The organism is Flavobacterium micromati (genome assembly GCF_900129585.1).
In the GTDB taxonomy this organism is placed as follows: domain Bacteria; phylum Bacteroidota; class Bacteroidia; order Flavobacteriales; family Flavobacteriaceae; genus Flavobacterium; species Flavobacterium micromati.
The window spans coordinates 84,778-100,101 of sequence record NZ_FQWF01000004.1 but is presented as its reverse complement, the minus strand read 5'-3'; the positions used below and the strand labels follow the sequence as shown (position 1 = coordinate 100,101).

Genomic DNA, 15,324 nt, shown 5'->3' with positions numbered 1-15,324 from the left:
TAGTAATTAGTTGACAGTGCTTCTGTGCTCAGCGAGTAAACTGTTCACCGCTAATTCAATCTTTTACAAAAACCAAACAAACTGGTGAACATAAATTGATTTTCTTACCAGTATCAGTTAGTTTTCCAGTTTTTTTATTCCTTTTCAAAACCACAATTTCATTCGAATTTTGATTGGCAATTAATAAAAAATTACCGCTTGGATCGATTGCAAAATTTCTTGGTGTTTTTCCCAAAGTACTAGTTTGTCCTACAGATTCTAATTTTCCGCTTTTAAGAATTTTAAAAATCGAAATATCATTTGCCGTTCCGCGATTTGTTGCGTACAAAAATTTTCCATCGGGAGAAATATGAATATCAGCAGCGCCAATTGTTCCTATAAAATCTTTTGAAATAATTGTAGCCTCATAAATTTTATTAAGAGTACCGTCTAAATAACTGTAAATAGTTATATTGCCATCTAATTCTTGCAATAGATAAACAAATTTCCCGTCTTTACTGAAGGTTAAATGTCTTGGTCCGCCGCCAGCTTTTACAGAAATAGTATCTTTAATTTTTAAGATTTCGTTAGCTGCTTCTGCATTATACGTATATGAATACAAATTGTCATTTCCCAAATCAGTCACTAAAACGTATTTTTTATCGGGAGAGAAATAAACCATGTGTGCATGCGGACTTTTTTGTCGTTGCGCATTTATTCCTTTTCCAAAATGCTGCACTAACTGTTTTACTTCGGTTATGCTGCCATCATTATTTTTACCAAAAACGGAGATATTTCCACTCGAATAATTAGCAGTAATAATATTTTTGTCATCATTAATAATGTGACAAGGATCAGCTCCTCCAGCCTCTTGTTTGTTTAACAAATTCAGCTTAGCGTTAGTTACATCATATTTAAATGAACTTACTGTACTTTTGCCACCATATTCATTTACGGCATAAACTACTTTACTATCCTTTGAAAATGATAAATAGCTTGGATTAATCACATTTTCTGTTGCGTTTTTAAAGTTGAAATCCCCTGTTTTTATATCAAATTCGTAAACATAAATTCCTTTGCTATCACATTTGTTGCTATATGTCCCAATCAATAAATTAAATTTATTATTTTGCGACTGCACATTAATAAAAGTAAAGAGAGAAAAAATAAGTAAATGAGAATTTTTCATATTTTTAAATTTGTTACGAAGCTAAAATACACTTTATATTGTTAAACAAATTAAAAAAGTAGTTGCTTTCAGTCCGTTCGCTATTAAAAAAGATTAGACGTGGATTATAGAAATTTACAGGAGTAAAAATTTATTTTAATTACACAAATTCTAAATAATCGAGAATTTATGCACTCAAATTATAAAAGATTACAATTTGTGATAATTCAGGAAATTCGTGTCGAAAAACTTTAAACAAATTTGTATTTTTGACCAATAAAATTCAATGAACCTTATTAAAATTAAAAACCAACGAAGTAAATCTAATTGAGAATGCACTTTAGAAATCCCGAAATTTTATACTTTTTATTTGCATTAGTAGTTCCGATTTTGGTTCATTTATTCCAATTGCGACGTTTTAAAAAAGAATATTTTACGAACGTGCAGTTCTTAAAAGCAATTACAATTCAAACTAGAAAAAGTTCTAAAATTAAGAAATGGTTACTGCTGGCTTGTCGCATGTTATTGCTAAGTTGCATAATTATCGCTTTTGCGCAACCGTTTTTTGAATTACGGGACAATAAAAACGCAAATAACGAACTGTATATAATTCTTGACAATTCTTTTAGCATGCAAGCCAAAGGAAACAAAGGCGAATTGCTAAAACGAGCAGTTCAAGATTTGCTGCAAGAAACGCCAGAAAACGTAAATTTCTCATTGTTAACCAATACAGAAAATTACTGGAATACGGATATTAAAAGCATTCGTAGTGAGCTTCAAAATCTAAAATACAGTGCAACTTCTTTTAGGTTAGATAATATTATTTCCAAATTAAAAGTGCATAAAACCCCATTTAAAAAGGATATTGTAATTATTACAGATGGACTTGGAATTGATGAAAAGCAGCTTAAAAATCTTGATAAAGAAGAGTCTCCAATTTTTATAATCCCAAAAGCAGTACAAAAAAACAATGTTTCAATAGACAGCGTTTTTATTGAGAAAACATTAGATCAATTTTATGAAATAAATGTTCAATTATCAGGTTATGGGCAAAATTTTGATTCCACTCCAATATCACTTTATAACGATAAAAAACTCATTGCGAAAACTTCAGTAACATTGAATACCCTAAAAAAGAGTATTAATTTTACCATTCCAAAACAAGCTTTTCACGGATACGTATCTGTTGTTGACAAGGGTTTGAGTTATGATAATACTTTATATTTCAGCATTTCAAAAGTTCAAAAAACAAACGTAATTAGTATTGGTGACAATGCAAAAAACAATTTCCTTTCTCGAATTTACACTGCCGAAGAATTTAATTTCAATTCGTACACTTTAAACGAACTAGATTTTAATAAACTAGAAGATCAAGATGCAATTGTACTGAATGAATTAGATGAATTTCCACAAGCATTAAGCACTACTTTAAAATCTTTTGTAAACAAAGGCGGGAATTTGATAGTAATTCCATCAGCACTTGGTTCCATTTCAAATTTAAATTCTTTGGTTTCTAATTTTGGAAATATAAAATTCAGTTCACTTGAGGATAAAGAAAAATTGATTACTAAAATCAATTTTAACCATCCCATTTACAACAGCGTTTTTGAAAAAAAAATAATTAATTTTCAATTTCCAAAAGTTAAAAAATCATTCGCTTTATCGAGCTCGTATCCTGCTGTTTTGTCTTACGAAGATCAAACTTCTTTTTTGACATCTACTAATAATCCAATAGGTAAAGTGGCGGTTTTTGCAGCTCCTATTTCGGTAGAAAATTCTAATTTTCAGCAATCGCCGCTTATAGTTCCTACTTTTTATAAAATGGCAAAATACAATCAAAAAAATGGCGTCAACGCTCTCGTTATTGGTAAAAATGATACTTATTTTACCGAAGTGTCTCTGAATAAAGATGCCATTTTAACATTGAAAAATACCGATGAGCAATTCATTCCTTTACAACAAATTTTAAATAATAAAGTGAAAATGACTTTTGGTGATTATCCAAAACAAGCGGGTAACTTCACTATTTTCAATAAAAAAGAAGCTATAGAAAATATCAGTTTTAACTACGAAAGAACCGAAAGTGATTTGGCTATAGCCAATGAAAGTGTGCGCTCCAACTACAAAACAGTTGAATCGATAAAATCGCTTTTTGATAAACTACAAACTGAACGAACTGATAATCAAATCTGGAAATGGTTTGTTATCTTTGCGCTGTTATTTTTATTTACTGAAATGGCAATTATACGATATGTCAAGTAAATAACTAAGGCTAAATAATCAATAAAAATATGAAATTAATCATCAGAGAAGCCAAAATTATCGACGCTCAAAGTCCTTTTCACAATAAGACTGTAGATATTTTAATTGTTGATGGTTTGATAAAAGAAATAGGAAAATCACTTTCTAATACTGAAAATTTTGACGAATTAAAACTTGAGAATTTGCATGTTTCTCAAGGTTGGTTTGACAGTAGCGTATCGCTAGGTGAACCAGGTTTTGAAGACCGGGAAACTATTTCAAATGGTCTTAAAGTCGCATCTAAAAGTGGATTTACGGCTATCGCTTTGCAACCCAACTCCAACCCTATTATTGACAATCAATCACAAGTGAATTTTGTTTTAAATAAATCAACTGGATCTGCGACTGAATTATTTCCAATTGGTGCATTGAGTAAAGAAAGCGCTGGAAAAGATATGGCTGAGATGTTTGACATGAAAAAAGCGGGCGCAATCGCTTTTGGAGATTATAATAAAAGCTTAGCTAATGCTAATGTGCTAAAGATTGCATTGCAATATGTACAGGATTTTGATGGTCTCATTATTGCATTTTGCCAAGACGAAAATATAAAAGGAAACGGAGTGGCTAATGAAGGGATTGTTTCCACTAGATTAGGATTAAAAGGAAATCCCAATCTCGCCGAAGAATTACAAATAGCCAGAAATCTATTTTTATTGGAATATACAGGTGGAAAATTACATATCCCGACTATCTCGACCGCAAAATCAGTTGAATTAATCGCACAAGCCAAAGCCAGTGGACTAGATGTGAGTTGTAGCGTTGCCGTGCATCACTTAGTTTTAACTGATGAAAAACTAGAACAATTCGACACCAGATATAAAGTTTTACCACCGCTACGAACAGAAACCGATAGACAAGCTTTACTAAACGGCATAAAAAACGGAATTATCGATATGATTACCTCAGATCATAATCCAATTGATATTGAGCACAAAAAAATGGAATTTGACGGCGCAAAAGATGGGACAATTGGATTAGAAAGTGCTTTTGGAGCTTTGATGACTGTTCTACCATTAGAGACTATAATCGACAAATTGACAACTGGAAAAATGAGATTCGGTTTAGAAATGCAAGGTATTGATGCAGGTAAAAAAGCAAACTTGACGTTATTTAATCCCGAACCAAAAAGTGTTTTTACAAAAGCATCAATTTTGTCAAAATCAAAAAATTCAGCATTTATAGGAATAGAAATGCAAGGAAAAGTTCACGGAATTGTGAATAAAGGACAATTAATTTTATCATAGAATAATGAACAACAATATTGAATCAGGAAAAACGGCAGCAATAACTAGTTATATTTTAGGAATTGGTGTTTTTATAGCTATGTCTATGAACTCCGAGGACAAAAATGCGTTTGCTTCGTTCCACATCAGGCAGGGTTTAGGAATTACTTTAACTTTCATTTCGCTGGGATTAATAATTAGTCATTTTGATAGCTTGATGATTTCAGCTCCCATGTGGATTTTTATTTTAGTACTATGGTCTTACGGGATCACAAGCGCTATAAAAGGCGAAACAAAACCGGTTCCTTTGTTAGGAGCTTTCTATCAAAAATGGCTATCAGGTATCTCCTAATTTGTAATTTAAAGTCCAATACCCTTATTTCGAAATTTAAAAATTAATAAGCCGCACAAATCACGACATCAAAATGAATTTATCATTAGAATATAAAATAAGAGAGCCAAAAGTAAAGGCAGATAAAAACCCTCTTTTGCTTTTATTGCATGGTTACGGTAGCAATGAAGCGGATTTATTTTCGTTTGCGGAGGAGCTTCCAGAAGATTATTACATCATTTCGGCTCGTGCTCCTTATGACATGCAATACGGAAGTTATGCTTGGTACGCTATCAATTTTGATGCGGATCAAAACAAGTTTTCAGATAACGAACAAGCCAGAAGTTCAAGAGATTTAATAGCTAAATTTATAGATGAATTAGTTCAAAATTATGCTATTGATGCTGAGAATGTTTCCTTAATTGGCTTTAGCCAAGGATCTATTTTGAGTTATGCAGTTGCACTTTCTTATCCAGAAAAAGTCCAAAAAGTAGTAGCAATGAGTGGTTATTTGAATTTAGATATAGTTGCTGATGATTATCTTAAAAATTCCCTTTCCACTTTAAAAATATTTGCATCACATGGAACAGTAGATCAAGTAATTCCTGTAGCTTGGGCTAGAAAAACTCCCGCAATACTAGAAAATTTGGGAATAGCAGTAACCTACAAGGAATACCCAATAGGTCACGGTGTGGCTCCACAAAATTTCTATGATTTTAAGAATTGGTTATTAGACAATAATAAATAATTTGAATTGCAGTTTGATAAAACCAATTTTAGCAAACTGCAGTTCAAAGTAAGATCATGTACAACTATTTTTATTTTTGGTATAATAAAGATTGATTAACTTCAAAAGAGATGCTTTCATCGTCATTGACAAAGTATTTCAACAACACTTCGCCCCAATATTCGCCATCGCTAAAATCAGCAATAATCCATCTGTGGTTTAGAATTTTTACTTTGTTGATGATAAATTTATTAGCTCCTATTTGATCTTGTCCGGTGTAAGGATTCCCTTTAGGATTAGCATTCAAATCTAATAACTTCTCAGTTACCACAGGAATTAGTTTTTCGTATTGGATCGTTTTTTCAGCGCTTCCGCCATCAAAATAGTTTTGGGCATTTTCATTATTTTCCAGAGAAAAATAGTTAGCATCGACTAATTTAGTTTTTACAAGACTAATACTATCGCGCAACTTCGTAGTTGTTTTTTTGTATCTATCTTGTTCGTATTTTACCTGTTTACTTAAAAACATATAGGTAAAAACAGTAAAAAGAAAAGCAAGAACGAATAAAAGGAGTAAGAATGATTTTTTCATTTTTGAATGTAATTATAGTTCAATTTCTAGATTGTCGTACGCCAAAAAAACATTAGGAGGTAGCTTTTTTTGAACCTCTTCATGAAATCCCATTACATGACTAATATGTGTGAGATATGCTTTTTCGGGCTGCACCAAAGTTATAAAATCTAGCGCTTCTTTCAAATTGAAATGTGTATTATGAGCCTCTTCTCGTAACGCATTTATTACCAGAACTTTTAGATTTTTTAGCTTTGAAATTTCACCTTCGTCAATGGTTTTTACATCCGTTAAATAAGCAAAGTCATCTATTCGATAACCAAAAACTTGAAGATTTCCATGCATTACATTTACTGGAGTTACTGTTTTATCTCCTATGATAAAAGATTGACCAGCAATTACTTCATTTGTTTGAATAGATGGCGCTCCTGGATATTTATTTACCGTTTCAAATACATATTCAAATCGTTTAATAAGATTACTTATAACTCGCTCATGTGCATAAACTGGAATATCGCCTTGTTTAAAATTAAAAGGCCTTATATCATCAATTCCGGCGGTATGATCGGAGTGTTCATGAGTAAATAGTATTGCATCTACGCATTGACAATTAGACGCAAGCATTTGCTGTCTAAAATCAGGTCCGCAGTCAATGACAAAAGAGAAATTGTCCCAATGAATCCATACAGCGACCCGCAGTCTTTTGTCTTTAAAATCAGTGCTTTTGCATACGGGATGATTACTGCCAATGACAGGAATACCTTGTGACGTACCAGTTCCTAAAAAATATACCTTCAATTTTGTTGTTTTTATTTACAAAAATAGGGTTAATTATCTTTCATGAGAAACCTATTTCATTAACTTTGCGACAAATTAGCCATATTAAAAGAAAATGGATACAGAAATAAAATTAAAAGGTGATAGAATCATCGAACAAATCCCTTCAGTAAAAGATAAAGCACTACGTATCAACTTAAATGAAAACATATACGGTACTTTTGCAGAAATTGGAGCAGGACAAGAAACTGTAAGACATTTTTTTAGAGCTGGTGGCTCTTCAGGAACAATTGCAAAAGCAATGTCGGCATACGATAAAGATTTCAGTGATGCTGTTTATGGTATTGAAGAAGACGGAAGATATGTGACGGAAAGCCGACTCAAAAAAATGCTTTCCCATGAAGTAAATTTGATTGAACAACGATTAAGTCGGGAAAAACACCCCAACAAAATGTTTTTTAGTTATGCAAATACAGTCGCAACTATCGATTTTGCTAAGCAATTTAAAGGACACGGTTGGGTTGGAATTAGTTATCAAATTGAACCAGATGAAGATTACAATGAAATAATTCTTCATATTCGTTTTAAAGAAACTGATGTTCGTTTACAACAAGAAACGCTGGGAACTTTAGGTGTAAACTTAATTTACGGAGCATATTACAAATACAATGATCCTAAAAGGCTACTTCGCTATTTATACGACCATTTAGACAAAGATCAGCTAGAAATAGATACCATAAATTTTTCAGGACCTCGTTTTGCCGATGTAGATAATCGTTTAATGAGTTTACAACTTGTAAAAAACGGAATGACAGATGCAGTAATGTTTAATCCCGACGGAAAAAATATTTTGCCTGCATCCATCTTGTATAAGAAAAACATTCTAGCTTTTAGAGGAAGTTTTCGCCCTGTTACAAAGGTGAATATGGACATGTATGAGAAATCATTAAAAATGTTTTTGAATGAGAATAAAGTAGAAAAGGAAAATACACTTGTAGTTTTTGAAATTACTTTATCAAACCTTCGTTCTGATGGAGAAATTGACGAACGTGATTTCATGGATCGCGCTGAATTACTTTGTTCACTTGGGCAAACAGTTATGATTTCGAATTTCCAGGAATATTATAAAGTGGTTGAATATTTCTCTAATTATACTAAAGCACGCATGGGACTTGGAATGGGTGTCAATAATTTAGTAGATATTTTTGACGAGAAGTACTATCGCCATTTAAGTGGAGGAATATTAGAGGCTTTTGGAAAATTATTTTACCGCGATATGAAAGTTTTCTTATATCCAATGGTGGGGGAAAATGGAGAAATAATTACTTCTGATACTCTAAAAGTGCATCCTAGAATGAAAGAATTGTATAAATTCTTTAAATTCAATGGGAAAGTGGTCGATATAAATAATTTTGACCCTACGATCTTAGAAGTATTTTCAAGAGAGGTTTTAAATATGATTAATCACGGAAAACCAGGCTGGGAAACGATGCTTCCTTCTGGTATTGCAGAGATCATAAAAGAACATCAGCTTTTTGGTTTTGAACCAAATAAGGTTTTAAAAGAAACGATTTAAGCTTTACAAATTTTTTGATATAAAATCCTTGATTGTGAATACAGTCAGGGATTTTTTTTAGGTTGAATTAATGAAAGTTTTTCATAAAAAAAATATTGTAGTTAATATAATTGTCGCACTATAAGGGTCTCATCATTTGAGAGCAACATTATCGGGACGCTTCCAGCGTGACAAACTGCATCAAAAGGAATGGGAAAATTATTTAGTTAATCTGAATACAATTTATGTGGCGCTATTTCTAATGGTATTTTACCTAATCCAATTGTCACGCTGGAAGCGTCGCATTACGCGAGAGCAACCTTATTGGTAATCCTCCAGCGTGACAAACTGCATCACAAGAAATGGAAAAATTTTTTAGTTAATCTGAATACAATTTATGTTACGCTATTTCTAATGGTATTTTACCCAATCCAATTGTCACGCTGGAAGCGTTGCATTACGCGAGAGCAACATTATCGGGACGCTTCCAGCGTGACAAACTGCATCAAAAGGAATGGGAAAATTATTTAGTTAATCTGAATACAATTTATGTTACGCTATTTTTAATGGTATTTTACCTAATCCAATTGTCACGCTGGAAGCGTCTCACCGCGCGCGCGTAACATTATTAATACGCCTCCAGCGTGACAAACTGCATCAAAAGGAATAGTAAACTTTGTAGCTAAATACTAGAAATTCTTTTTAAGCTATTTGGAAGGGTATTTTACCTAGTCCAATTTTTACGCTGGAAGCGTCATTACGCGAGAGCAACATTATTGGGACGCTTCCAGCGTGACAAACTGCATCAAAAGGAATGGGAAAATTATTTAGTTAATCTGAATACAATTTAGGTAGCGCTATTTATAAAGGTATTTTAAGAAGTACAATTGTCACGCTGGAAGCGTCGCATTACGCGAGAGCAACATTATTAGGACGCCTCCAGCGTGATAAACTGCATCAAAAGGAATGGGAAAATTATTTAGTTAATCTGAATACAATTTATGTGCCGCTATTTGGAAGGGTATTTTACCCAATCAACTTGTCACACTGGAAGCGTCGCATTACGAGAGAGCAACCTTATTGGTAATCCTCCAGCGTGACAAACTGTATCAAAAGGAATGGGAAAATTATTTAGTTAATCTGAATACAATTTATGTTACGCTATTTCTAATGGTATTTTACCCAATCCAATTGTCACGCTGGAAGCGTCTCACCGCGCGCGAGTAACATTATTAATAAGCCTCCAGCGTGACAAACTGCATCAAAAGGAATGGAAAAATTTCTTAGTTAATCCCAATACGATTTAGGTGGCGCTATTTCTAAAGGTATTTTAAGAAGTCCAATTGTCACGCTGGAAGCGTCTCACCACTCGACAGCAACATTTGGGACTCCTCCAGCGTGACAAACTACATCAAAAGGAATGGAAAAATTATTTAGTTAATCTGAATACAATTTATGTGCCGCTATTTGGAAGGGTATTTTACCCAATCAACTTGTCACACTGGAAGCGTCGCATTACGAGAGAGCAACCTTATTGGTAATCCTCCAGCGTGACAAACTGCATCAAAAGGAATGGGAAAATTATTTAGTTAATCTGAATACAATTTATGTTACGCTATTTCTAATGGTATTTTACCCAATCCAATTGTCACGCTGGAAGCGTCTCACCGCGCGCGAGTAACATTATTAATAAGCCTCCAGCGTGACAAACTGCATCAAAAGGAATGGGAAAATTATTTAGTTAATCTGAATATGATTTAGGTAGCGCTATTTCTAAAGGTATTTTAAGAAGTCCAATTGTCACGCTGGAAGCGTCTCACCACGCGAGAGCAACATTATCGGGACGCCTCCAGCGTGACAAACTGCATCAAAAGGAATGGAAAATTTTAGTTAATCCCAATACAATTTAAGTTACGCTATTTCTAATGGTATTTTACCTAATCCAATTGTCACGCTGGAAGCGTCTCACCGCGCGCGCGTAACATTATTAATACGCCTCCAGCGTGACAAACTGCATCAAAAGGAATAGTAAACTTTGTAGCTAAATACTAGAAATTCTTTTTAAGCTATTTGGAAGGGTATTTTACCTAGTCCAATTTTTACGCTGGAAGCGTCATTACGCGAGAGCAACCTTATTGGGACGCTTCCAGCGTGACAAACTGCATCAAAAGGAATGGGAAAATTATTTAGTTAATCTGAATACAATTTATGTAGCGCTATTTGTAAAGGTAAAATTCTTTTTAATCTATTTCTAACGGTGTTCTACTTAATCCAATTGTCACGCTGGAAGCGTCGCATTACGCGAGAGCAACCTTATTGGTACGCCTCCAGCGTGACAAACTGCATCAAAAGGAATGGAAAATTTTAGTTAATCCCAATACAATTTAAGTAGCGCTATTTGTAAGGGTATTTTATACAGTCCAATTGTCACGCTGGAAGCGTCTCACTACGCGCGAGCAACATTATTGGGACGCCTCCAGCGTGACAAACTGCATCAAAAGGAATGGAAAACTTTAGTTAATCCCAATACAATTTAAGTAGCGCTATTTATAAAGGTATTTTAAGAAGTCCAATTGTCACGCTGGAAGCGTCACACCGCGCGAGAGCAACATTATTGGGACGCCCTCAGCGTGAAAAACTGCATCAAAAGGAAATTGGGACGCTTCCAGCGTGACAAACTGCTTGAAAAGGAATGGAAAAGTTTTTTAGTTAATCTGAATACAATTTAAGTCGCGCTATTTGTTAGGTTATTTTACATATTAAAATTGTCACGCTGGAAGCGTCTCACCACGCGAGAGCAACATTATTGGGACGCCCTCAGCGTGACAAACTGCATCAAAAGGAATGGAAAAACTTGATAGCGTTTAAAACTCTAAATAATTAACGCTACTACTATTTTAAAATCTGTGCAGCATGTTCTTTAGTTTTTACTTTATCGATTACCTCATCTATGATTCCGTTTTCGTCTATTATAAAAGTAGTTCTGTGGATTCCATCGTATTCTTTTCCCATAAATTTTTTAGGTCCCCAAACTCCGAAAGCTTGAATTACTGATTTATCTTCGTCTGCCAATAGCGGAAAAGGAAATTCATATTTTTCTTTGAATTTGGCTTGGGCTTTTGCTGAATCAGCACTTACGCCCAGCAATTCATAATTATTAGCTTGGAAACGCGCAAAGTTGTCTCGCAAATCGCAGGCTTCGGCGGTACATCCTGGCGTGCTTGCTTTTGGGTAGAAAAAAACAACTAGTTTTTTACCAGCATAATCAGCTAATTGATGTGATTTACCGTCTTGATCGACACCTGAAAAACTGGGTGCTTTATCGCCTTTTTTTAATGTTGTCATGTATTTATTATTTGATTAATTAGATAACTTTGAATGATAGCTCGGATTTATGCCCCAGATGGAAATGAAAAGCCCGGACTGAAAAAAAATATTTTTTCTTGTTTATAAAGAGCGACCGACAGGAAGCTCCTTTATGAACTTAGAAAAAAAGTTTTATGAAGGAGGACTTGCAATGAACAGCTGGATTAGGCACATAATGAAAATTAAACTATTTTTACAATTATAAAAATACAAAAATGAATAAGCAGGAACGGGTAACTTTTGTTATAAATACGTTAAAAGAATTGTATCCTACTATCCCAATTCCACTAGATCACAAAGATCCTTATACTTTGTTAATTGCGGTTTTATTATCAGCTCAGTGTACTGATGTTCGCGTAAATCAAATTACACCACTGCTTTTTGCGCGTGCTGACAACCCGTATGATATGATAAAGATGACAGTGGAGGAAATAAAAGATATTATTCGGCCTTGTGGCTTATCGCCTATGAAGTCAAAAGGAATTCATGGTTTATCGCATATTTTGATTAATAAACACGGCGGAAAAGTTCCTCAAAGTTTTGAATTTCTTGAAGAATTACCAGCTGTAGGGCACAAAACGGCAAGTGTTGTAATGTCGCAATCTTTTGGTGTGCCAGCTTTTCCGGTGGATACGCACATTCATAGATTGATGTATCGATGGAATTTGACTAATGGAAAAAATGTTGTTCAAACGGAAAAAGATGCAAAAAGAATTTTTCCTGAGGAAACTTGGAATGATTTACACTTGCAAATTATTTGGTACGGAAGGGAATATTCGCCCGCTCGCGCTTGGGATTTGGAGAAAGATATTATAACAAAAACTATAGGTCGGAAAACGGTTATTACCACCTATTTAAAAAATAAAAAAATCTGAATATTTTCAGCCGAAAACATTCAGATTTTTTTGTTTTTTTCTATTGAAAAATCACTTTTTCAATGCGGAGTTCTTAGTTCGAGATAATTTCAAAATTAACATTATTTATTTTTATAATGCTTAAAGCTTTTGAGTAGCTTATTAAAAAAGAAATTGTCTCAGCAGCTGGTTTCATTGAAGAGGACACCAGTTGTTTTTTTGAGTAAATTTTTGCCATGTAGTACTATAGTTTAGTTTTATATTACAACGCAGCTAATTTTAGTATATTGTTAATTGGTTAAAACAATTTGGTGTTTATCAATTACTTTTCTTAAATTCATCAATGCATAACGCATTCTTCCTAAAGCGGTATTGATACTGACACCCGTTGATTCAGAGATTTCTTTAAAACTCATATCTTGGTACATACGCATTACCAAAACCTCCTTTTGATCAGCAGGAAGTTCTTCAATTAGTCTTTTTAAATCCATTTCAACTTGATCTGCTATTATTTTATTTTCAATAGTCAAAGAGTCATCAGACATTATTGAGAAAATAGAGAACTCTTCTGTTTCTCTATACAATGGCATTTTCTTGGTTTTGCGATAATGATCGACAACTAAATTATGCGAAATACGCATGACCCAAGGCAAAAATTTGCCTTCTTCATTATAGGAATTTGATTTCAAAGTTTTGATTACCTTAATAAAAGTATCTTGAAAAACATCGTTAGTAATATCTTTATCTGGAATTTTAGAATAGATGAAGCCGTAAATTTTTGATTGATGTCTTTTTATTAAAGCAGACAATGCTTCTTCGTTACCTGCGACATATTCCTTAACTAATAACGCGTCTGGGAGGTTTGTAATAGCCATAATTTTACTTTTTAGTTATTAATTATAATGTATAGATTGCTCTAAAAAGTAGTTTTCAATTATAGGCTTAAATTGTTTAAGATTGTTACGGGGTCAAATTTAACAAAATTTTTTTGTTCTTTGCAAATAAACAAAATAAAATAACGTTTCAGGAATAAAAAAAAATAATATTTAAGATGTCAGTTCGTTTCCTTGTCGAAAGGTGTTTCGTCGATTTCTAATTTTTTATTTTATTTGAAAGGAAAAATATCTTTGGACTTTTTTTATATTGAATTAGCTCGTTTTTGCTTTTTGTAAAGCAGGTTTTATATTGTAAAGTGTTTTGCGTTTTTATAATGCAGTATTTGCGATTATTTATATGGGAGCTGCATTACAGAGATTTTTTTCTCATTGTTACGACTTTGAAGGCAGAGTAAATAAGAGCAAACTGTATTTTTAAAAACGTCAATTTTTTGAAAAACACTTCGAGGAGCTCAGGGTTGCAACAGAATTTTTTAGTTAAATAAAAAACAAAACATTGAAAAAATGGTGTTTTTATTTAAAAAAAAGTTAATTTTTTAGCAAAAATACAAACTATTTTCCTGGCTCGTAAATGATTTTAACGTATTTTTAAACTTTAGAATTATTTTCACAATGGCAAATATATTTACGCAACCTTACCCGCTCCCTAATAATAAGAAAACTGCTTTTTTGATCTGTTCTTTTGCAGGAATTATTATTTTTTCTATTTTTTATTTCTTTCAACCTTTTGGATTAAATAATGAAAATTCAAACTTAATACTCAAAATTGGTCTTTTATATGGATTAATAACTTTTATTACATCGTTGTTGATAGCAGTTGGTTTACCCGTTCTATTTCCTAAAACTTTTGATGAAAAAAAATGGACCGTAATTAAGGAAATTGTTTTTCTATTATTTATTGTCGGCTCTATTGCAATAGTCAATTTATTGGCCACGCAATTTTTTTATAAGTTGTCTTTTTCATTCAGTGGATTCTTTTCAATACTAAAATATACTTTTGGTTTTGCCCTTTTTCCAGTGCTGTTTTCAGTACTTTTTAAACAACAATTATTGGTTCAAAAATATAAGAGTGAAGCTAAGAATATTAATGAAAACAGAATAAAAAAAGATATTATTTCAGAAGAAATGACTCCTAGAATAGAAATTGTTCGATTCATTGGAGATAATATTTCCGAAGAATTAGAAATAGAAGCGGGTGATTTTTTATGCGCTGAAGCGGAAGAAAATTACATCACGATTTACTATTTAAATAATCATAATTTAAAAAAGGTAATATTTAGAATGAGCTTAAAAAAATTAGAAAATCAAAACAATCTACCTCATTATTTTTTTCGTTGCCACAAATCTTTTTATGTTAACTTAAATAATGTATCACAACTTTCTGGTAATGCGCAGGGTTATAAATTAAATATTAATCTTCTACCATTTTTAGTGCCGGTAAGTCGAAGTTTAAATGCGACTATTAAGCAAAAAATAACAATTTAATAGGTACTTCGGCGGTTAGTGGCTTCCCGTTTGTCCCTAAAAGACCCTCCTTTTTAACCCAAAACTTCCCATTTGTAACATATTAGCGCTT

At 32.9% G+C, this 15,324-nt stretch carries 12 protein-coding genes; 7 read left to right on the top strand and 5 right to left on the bottom strand.

What is annotated here, in order from left to right:
• Positions 1–55 precede the first annotated feature (55 nt).
• Positions 56–1,168 carry a lactonase family protein gene (locus tag BUB42_RS05480; protein WP_073018006.1) on the bottom strand — a complete coding sequence of 371 codons (1,113 nt, stop codon included), beginning with the start codon at positions 1,166–1,168 and terminating at the stop codon, positions 56–58.
• 312 nt (positions 1,169–1,480) lie between these two features.
• Here BUB42_RS05480 and BUB42_RS05475 point away from each other — a divergent pair, with 312 nt between their 5' ends.
• The 4 genes from BUB42_RS05475 to BUB42_RS05460 all read left to right on the top strand — a co-directional run bounded on the left by BUB42_RS05475 (position 1,481) and on the right by BUB42_RS05460 (position 5,750).
• Entirely contained in the window at positions 1,481–3,409 is a 1,929-nt protein-coding gene (locus tag BUB42_RS05475) for a BatA domain-containing protein (protein WP_073018004.1), read from the top strand.
• Between the two features lie 29 nt (positions 3,410–3,438).
• Positions 3,439–4,692, top strand: a complete 1,254-nt coding sequence (locus tag BUB42_RS05470; RefSeq protein ID WP_073018002.1) for a dihydroorotase — start codon at positions 3,439–3,441, stop codon at positions 4,690–4,692.
• A gap of 4 nt (positions 4,693–4,696) precedes the next feature.
• On the top strand, positions 4,697–5,023 hold the full coding sequence (locus tag BUB42_RS05465) for a hypothetical protein (RefSeq protein WP_073018000.1): 327 nt from the start codon (positions 4,697–4,699) through the stop codon (positions 5,021–5,023).
• Positions 5,024–5,096: 73 nt separating this feature from the next.
• A complete protein-coding gene (locus BUB42_RS05460) occupies positions 5,097–5,750 on the top strand; it encodes an alpha/beta hydrolase (RefSeq protein WP_073017998.1) in 654 nt (217 codons plus the stop codon).
• 70 nt (positions 5,751–5,820) lie between these two features.
• Here the strand turns inward: BUB42_RS05460 and BUB42_RS05455 are convergent, their stop codons facing one another.
• Positions 5,821–6,321: a hypothetical protein gene (locus BUB42_RS05455; RefSeq protein ID WP_073017996.1), complete on the bottom strand. Its 501-nt coding sequence runs from the start codon at positions 6,319–6,321 to the stop codon at positions 5,821–5,823.
• Between the two features lie 12 nt (positions 6,322–6,333).
• Positions 6,334–7,098: an MBL fold metallo-hydrolase gene (locus BUB42_RS05450; protein WP_073017994.1), complete on the bottom strand. Its 765-nt coding sequence runs from the start codon at positions 7,096–7,098 to the stop codon at positions 6,334–6,336.
• Positions 7,099–7,192: 94 nt separating this feature from the next.
• Between BUB42_RS05450 and BUB42_RS05445 the strand changes: the two genes are divergently transcribed.
• A complete protein-coding gene (locus BUB42_RS05445; protein ID WP_073017992.1) occupies positions 7,193–8,653 on the top strand; it encodes a nicotinate-nucleotide adenylyltransferase in 1,461 nt (486 codons plus the stop codon).
• A gap of 2,871 nt (positions 8,654–11,524) precedes the next feature.
• Here the strand turns inward: BUB42_RS05445 and bcp are convergent.
• The gene (gene bcp, locus BUB42_RS05440) at positions 11,525–11,977 is read right to left on the bottom strand and encodes a thioredoxin-dependent thiol peroxidase (protein WP_073017990.1); all 453 of its coding nucleotides are present in this window, start codon (positions 11,975–11,977) and stop codon (positions 11,525–11,527) included.
• Positions 11,978–12,213: 236 nt separating this feature from the next.
• Here bcp and BUB42_RS05435 point away from each other — a divergent pair, with 236 nt between their 5' ends.
• Positions 12,214–12,873 carry an endonuclease III domain-containing protein gene (locus BUB42_RS05435; protein ID WP_073017988.1) on the top strand — a complete coding sequence of 220 codons (660 nt, stop codon included), beginning with the start codon at positions 12,214–12,216 and terminating at the stop codon, positions 12,871–12,873.
• A 269-nt stretch (positions 12,874–13,142) separates the two neighbouring features.
• Here BUB42_RS05435 and BUB42_RS05430 read toward each other — a convergent pair whose 3' ends face one another.
• Positions 13,143–13,727: an RNA polymerase sigma factor gene (locus tag BUB42_RS05430; protein WP_073017987.1), complete on the bottom strand. Its 585-nt coding sequence runs from the start codon at positions 13,725–13,727 to the stop codon at positions 13,143–13,145.
• Positions 13,728–14,360: 633 nt separating this feature from the next.
• Here BUB42_RS05430 and BUB42_RS05425 point away from each other — a divergent pair.
• Positions 14,361–15,233, top strand: coding sequence for a LytTR family DNA-binding domain-containing protein (locus BUB42_RS05425; RefSeq protein WP_073017985.1), 873 nt, complete (start codon positions 14,361–14,363; stop codon positions 15,231–15,233).
• Positions 15,234–15,324: the final 91 nt, after the last annotated feature.